Raw genomic sequence first — 5,026 nt, 5'->3', positions numbered from 1 at the left:
TATCAATAGAGAAGAAAGAGACCCTTATTAGGGTCTCTTTTATTATAGGCCAGCAGCATCAATCCAAGATTGTAAATCTTCCTCTGCAAGCTCCATATCCTCTTCATATGCACCAGCCACTACAGGATACTTCGAAACCTCTACGGTGTGCAAAATTGAATCATCTCGACCATTTTTAAAGGTTCCAATCCAAATTCCAGAGAATTGAGATTCATACCACTCTACAGGCTGATCAGTTTCATTGAAGTTAATCGTAATATGACCACGGCCAAGTGTTTCTAATACTTCCACTTGTTCTTCTTCTGTGAGCCCTGTTTTCTCAATATAAATTGAATATGTCTCACCCGTTTCTCGCAAGTTTTTAAGAGCTAAACGCAACTCATTTAAAACAGCGCGAACATTACTATAATTCTCAATCATAAATACTCCTATTAGAGATACTCTTTATATCCTATAAACGCATTATTTTAAGTATTAAGCTCTGCAGTTACGCCCCATTCTTGTAGAACATGTAATACACGCTCTTTTACCTCTGGTAATACTCGTTGTACAGGCGCACTAGGTTCAAAGCCAATTTCTAATGATTCTGGTTCTACACCAATAACCACAGCATCCTCTAATGGATCCTCTTGAATAGCACGGATACGTAAAATATCTTGCATCCCTACTTCATGTACAGAAATATGCTCTGTAAAATATTGTTCTAATTCCTTATGAGGAAACTCATATATAGTTCCTGGTGCTTCTCCACCATTGATAGCATCTACAAGAAGAATTTTCTTCATTCCACGCATATACGTAAGTAGCTCCATCCCCATTGTGCCACCATCAATAATAGAAATAGCTGGTGTAAATGTGAAAGATTCTTTCAACTCTTTCACTACATGAACACCTAATCCCTCATCAGTAAGCAATATATTCCCTACACCAAGTAGAACAATTTCATTATTCCCATCATCATAAAGGCTATTTAAATCAATACGCGGACCCTCAGAGTCCGCGTATTGTTCCAAGCCACTGATGATATCAGTACTTGTATTAGTCATTATCTTGTAATTCTCTTTCTCTAGGATCGTTAGGATCACTTGGACGATATGTAGTACCAGATGGTTTATCGATACGTTCACCACGACGGCGTTTACCGTTTAGATCTTCAATATCGATTGGATCATGTGCATAATACTTCATACCGGAAACCATAGCAGATACTTCGCCGGATTCCTCCATAACGTCTTCTCGGAATGCCATGTACACGTGAACGATAGTAAAGAACAAGAATCCCCACGCAATATAGTGATGAATAATGTGAACCTTATATTCTCCACCAAATAATGTAACAACTGGTGCGAATAGGGTTCCTAGAATACCATTAGGATCCACCATTGAATACATTGTAAAGCCCGTTAAGATTTCAAAGAAAAACATTACATATACCATCATATATGCAGTTCTTGCTAAGGAGTTACGAAGCCAATGATGTTCGTGTTTTTGTGGAATCATCAAATAGTGCAATGTAGTTTCTTTAAGACCATACCAATACCGTTTTTGGCGGAATTTAGGTAATAATCTATCTCCTCGATTCCAAAGAGCTCCTGCAAATCGGAAAATAAAGGAACATGTTAAGATAACCCCTGCAATGAAATGGATACGACGCATAGTTTCCATAGAGAACCAGCCATCAATAGCAAAGGTTGGCTCTGGATTACCTGTGATAGCCGCAAATCCTGGATCACCAATATATAGACCTGTCCAGAATAATGCAGTTACGCTTAGCACCATAGTCCAGTGGAATATGCGCAGCCATAGACTAAATACGACATACGCCTTTTTGTCAGTATGTATTAACATAAGCCCACCACCCTTTATTTACACAATGCATCTGTATTGACGGAAACAATTTTTTCGCCTTTTTTATTGTATAAATGGGTTGCACATGCGAGACATGGGTCAAAGGAGTGAATTACCTTCAAGATTTCAAGTGGTTTATCTGCAATTTTTACATGTGTATCAATCATGGAGTCTTCGTAGGCACCATGTTCATTTGCTGCAGTCTTAGGACATGCATTCCATGTGGATGGTACGATACATTGATAGTTTGCAGAGCGGCCATCTTTAATGTGAATCCAGTGGCCCAAACCACCACGAGGTGCATCTACAAGGCCAACGCCTTTAGCATCTTTATCCCATGTATTTGGCTCAAACTTAGTTGTATCAGCCACTGTAGTATCACCATTTTTAATGTTCGCTACAAGTTTATCGAAGAAGTATTGGCTCATATTTGCTGCTACTTGTGCATCAAGGCCACGACATGCTGTACGACCTACCATAGTTGTCATCCATACGTGAGCAGGTACGCCCAATACTTGGGATACTGTATCGATTTGACGAACAATCATAGACTCTGCCCAAGTTGGGTCTTTAATGATACCTTGTTTTACTTTTGTATATACAACGATATATTTTGCTAATGGGCCAACTTCTGCAGTTTTACCTTTGAATGTTGGGGATTTAATCCAAGAGTATTTTTTATCTTCATCAAGGAATTCCCATTTTTCTTTTGTACCAGATTTAGGACCTGTAAACTTAGGATCTGTAACACCTTCGATAGGATGAAGAGAGCTTTTACCATCTGGATATGTGAACCAGGAGTGATCAACCTCTTCACTAAGGTATTGAGGATCCATGAAATCTTTACCTTCTAATGGAATAAATGTAGCTTTATCTACGCCTAAAGCAAAGTTTTCAACTACACCATTGGAGCGAACCACACATTTCTTATGATAATCACCATTAGAAATGCCAGAATATGTATCATCTGGGTAATCACCATAAGACATAACACGTTTTTTCGCTAGGCCACCACCATCGACCATGCCCTTTTCTACATACATTTTGCCAATAGCTAATAAATCTGGAACATAGAAATTATCCACTAGATCTTTAGCCAATGCAATAGATTGTTCTACCGCAGCAAGACGTTGTGTATTAATAGGTGCATTCATGTCATTCATTGAAATGGAGCATGGCATACCGCCAACAATGTAATGCGGATGAGGGTTTTTACCACCAAATACAACGTGTGGAATAACGATATCACGTTGACGGTCAAGAATATTCAAGTAATGGGATACGGCCATCAAATGAACCTCTGGTGGCAATAAATTATAGTCAGGATGATCCCACCATTGAGCGGAGAAGATGCCTAATTGACCAGATTCTACAATTTTCTTAACCTTTTGTTGTACCGCTGCAAAATAGGCAGTGGTAGCTTTAGGGAACTCTTTAGGATATGCAGAGTCTTTAGACGCAGTTTCAGCTGGCGCCAAACCACTTACATTATAAGTAGCTAATACATCATTTTGTAATTGTGCAGTTTTAGCTGGATCTGCACTAAGAGCTGCTACTGGGCTAACCCAGTCAAGAGCATGCAAGTGATAGAAATGTACGATATGGTCATGTACATCTAAAGAGCTATGCATGATATTACGAATATAGTTTGCATTTTTAGGAATGGTAATACCAAGTGCATCCTCTACAGCACGTAACGCTGCCAACGCATGTGTTGTAGTACATACGCCACAAATACGTTGTACGAAAGCCCAAAGGTCACGAGGATCGCGATCTTTAGCAACAAGTTCGATACCGCGCCAAGCAGTACCAGAAGACAATGCGTCCTCTACCTTACCACTCGCTTCATCAACTTTTATTTCTACCCGTAAATGACCTTCAATACGGGAAATCGGATCTACTACTACGCGTTTCATTAGTGACCTCCTCCATTATTATGTTTCTTTTCATCCCATAAGCCTTCTTCTTTTAAGCGTTTTTCTTCTTTCATATCAAGAATTTTATTACGCGTAAGAGTTGCAGCACCATGAACAATGACAGCTGCAGTGGCACCAACAGCAGCTACGGTACCGATTGTATCAGCAGTTGTGATGGTTTTAGCCAATGGAATATCTGGTAAACGTTTATAGAATACGTCATTATCCCAGAAGCCCTTTTCAGAGCAGCCAATACAACCGTGACCGGATTGAATTGGGTAGGATAACCCATTCCACCAACGCAAGTTACCACAAGAATTATATGTTTGAGGTCCACGACAACCTACTTTGTACAAGCACCAACCAGATTTGGATGCATCATCGTCAAATTTTTCAACGAATAGACCAGAGTCAAAGAAGGCACGACGATAGCATGTATCGTGAATACGATTGCCATAAAATTGTTTAGGACGACCTTGAGAATCAAGAGGTGGGATTTGGCCGAATAATGCATAATGCATAATTACACCAGTCATAACCTCTGGAATTGGAGGACATCCAGGAACTTTGATAATAGGCTTACCAGATACAACAGAAGATACAGATACTGTATTTGTTGGATTTGGTTTAGCCGCTTGAATACCACCCCAAGATGCGCAAGAACCATATTCAATGATTGCTGCTGCACCTTTAGCCGCTTCTAATAAGGACTCTTTAAATGTACGTCCACCTACTGTACAGTAAACACCATCTTCATCAAGTGGTACGCCACCTTCAACAGCCAAAATATATTTTCCTGCTTTTTCTTTGATGATTTTCTCTAAATGTTCTTCTAATGGTGCACCAGATGCAGCCGCCAAAGTATCATCATATTCAAGGGAAATCATGTTCAAAATCACATCGGATGTAAACGGAGAAGATGAACGAATGAATGATTCACTACAACCAGTACATTCATGACCATGTAACCAAATTACTGTAGGCAATTCAGTTGTTTCAGCTGCCTTAACAACGGTATCTAACATCGTTGGTGGCAAACCGAGAATAGCGGTGAGTGCTACACAGGATTTCATAAATGTGCGTCGACTCAAACGTCGCTCTTGGAAGAGTGTCCATAAACTGTTTATACGATTCTTCACGGAATATAGCCTCCTTACAACAACTTTGCGCAATATATAAATATTACTTAATAAACTACAACCATTATGATAATAATCATACTATGATAATTAATTTTACCATTCAATATATCATAGCTATTA

5 protein-coding genes are annotated in these 5,026 nt (G+C 39.3%); all 5 read right to left on the bottom strand.

The annotated features are described in order from the left end of the window. Positions 1–42: 42 nt before the first annotated feature. From QZ334_RS06775 to QZ334_RS06755, 5 genes are read right to left on the bottom strand one after another with little or no spacing between them, the layout of a single operon-like run. Positions 43–420, bottom strand: coding sequence for a hydrogenase expression/formation C-terminal domain-containing protein (locus QZ334_RS06775; protein ID WP_060923948.1), 378 nt, complete (start codon positions 418–420; stop codon positions 43–45). A 47-nt stretch (positions 421–467) separates the two neighbouring features. Continuing rightward, on the bottom strand, positions 468–1,046 hold the full coding sequence (locus QZ334_RS06770; protein WP_295233043.1) for a HyaD/HybD family hydrogenase maturation endopeptidase: 579 nt from the start codon (positions 1,044–1,046) through the stop codon (positions 468–470). Continuing rightward, positions 1,039–1,848: a Ni/Fe-hydrogenase, b-type cytochrome subunit gene (gene cybH, locus QZ334_RS06765; RefSeq protein ID WP_119206473.1), complete on the bottom strand. Its 810-nt coding sequence runs from the start codon at positions 1,846–1,848 to the stop codon at positions 1,039–1,041. Before cybH ends, QZ334_RS06770 begins: the two co-directional genes overlap by 8 nt. Before the next feature lie 14 nt (positions 1,849–1,862). Continuing rightward, positions 1,863–3,764 (bottom strand): nickel-dependent hydrogenase large subunit, encoded by a 1,902-nt coding sequence (locus QZ334_RS06760; RefSeq protein WP_257846378.1) that lies wholly within the window; start codon positions 3,762–3,764, stop codon positions 1,863–1,865. Beyond that, entirely contained in the window at positions 3,764–4,903 is a 1,140-nt protein-coding gene (locus tag QZ334_RS06755; protein ID WP_060923952.1) for a hydrogenase small subunit, read from the bottom strand. Before QZ334_RS06755 ends, QZ334_RS06760 begins: the two co-directional genes overlap by 1 nt. Between the last annotated feature and the right edge of the window lie 123 nt (positions 4,904–5,026).

The sequence above is a fragment of the Veillonella sp. genome (assembly GCF_019414865.1).
In the GTDB taxonomy this organism is placed as follows: Bacteria; Bacillota; Negativicutes; order Veillonellales; family Veillonellaceae; genus Veillonella.
Note: the sequence above shows the minus strand (reverse complement) of the source record. Positions and strands in the feature narration are given on the sequence as shown.

What these genes read in the sequence shown, in the direction of transcription:
- cybH (WP_119206473.1), bottom strand. Translation starts at nt 1,848, where the DNA reads ATGTTAATACATACTGACAAAAAGGCGTATGTCGTATTTAGTCTATGG.
- QZ334_RS06775 (WP_060923948.1), bottom strand. Translation starts at nt 420, where the DNA reads ATGATTGAGAATTATAGTAATGTTCGCGCTGTTTTAAATGAGTTGCGT.
- QZ334_RS06770 (WP_295233043.1), bottom strand. Translation starts at nt 1,046, where the DNA reads ATGACTAATACAAGTACTGATATCATCAGTGGCTTGGAACAATACGCG.
- QZ334_RS06760 (WP_257846378.1), bottom strand. Translation starts at nt 3,764, where the DNA reads ATGAAACGCGTAGTAGTAGATCCGATTTCCCGTATTGAAGGTCATTTA.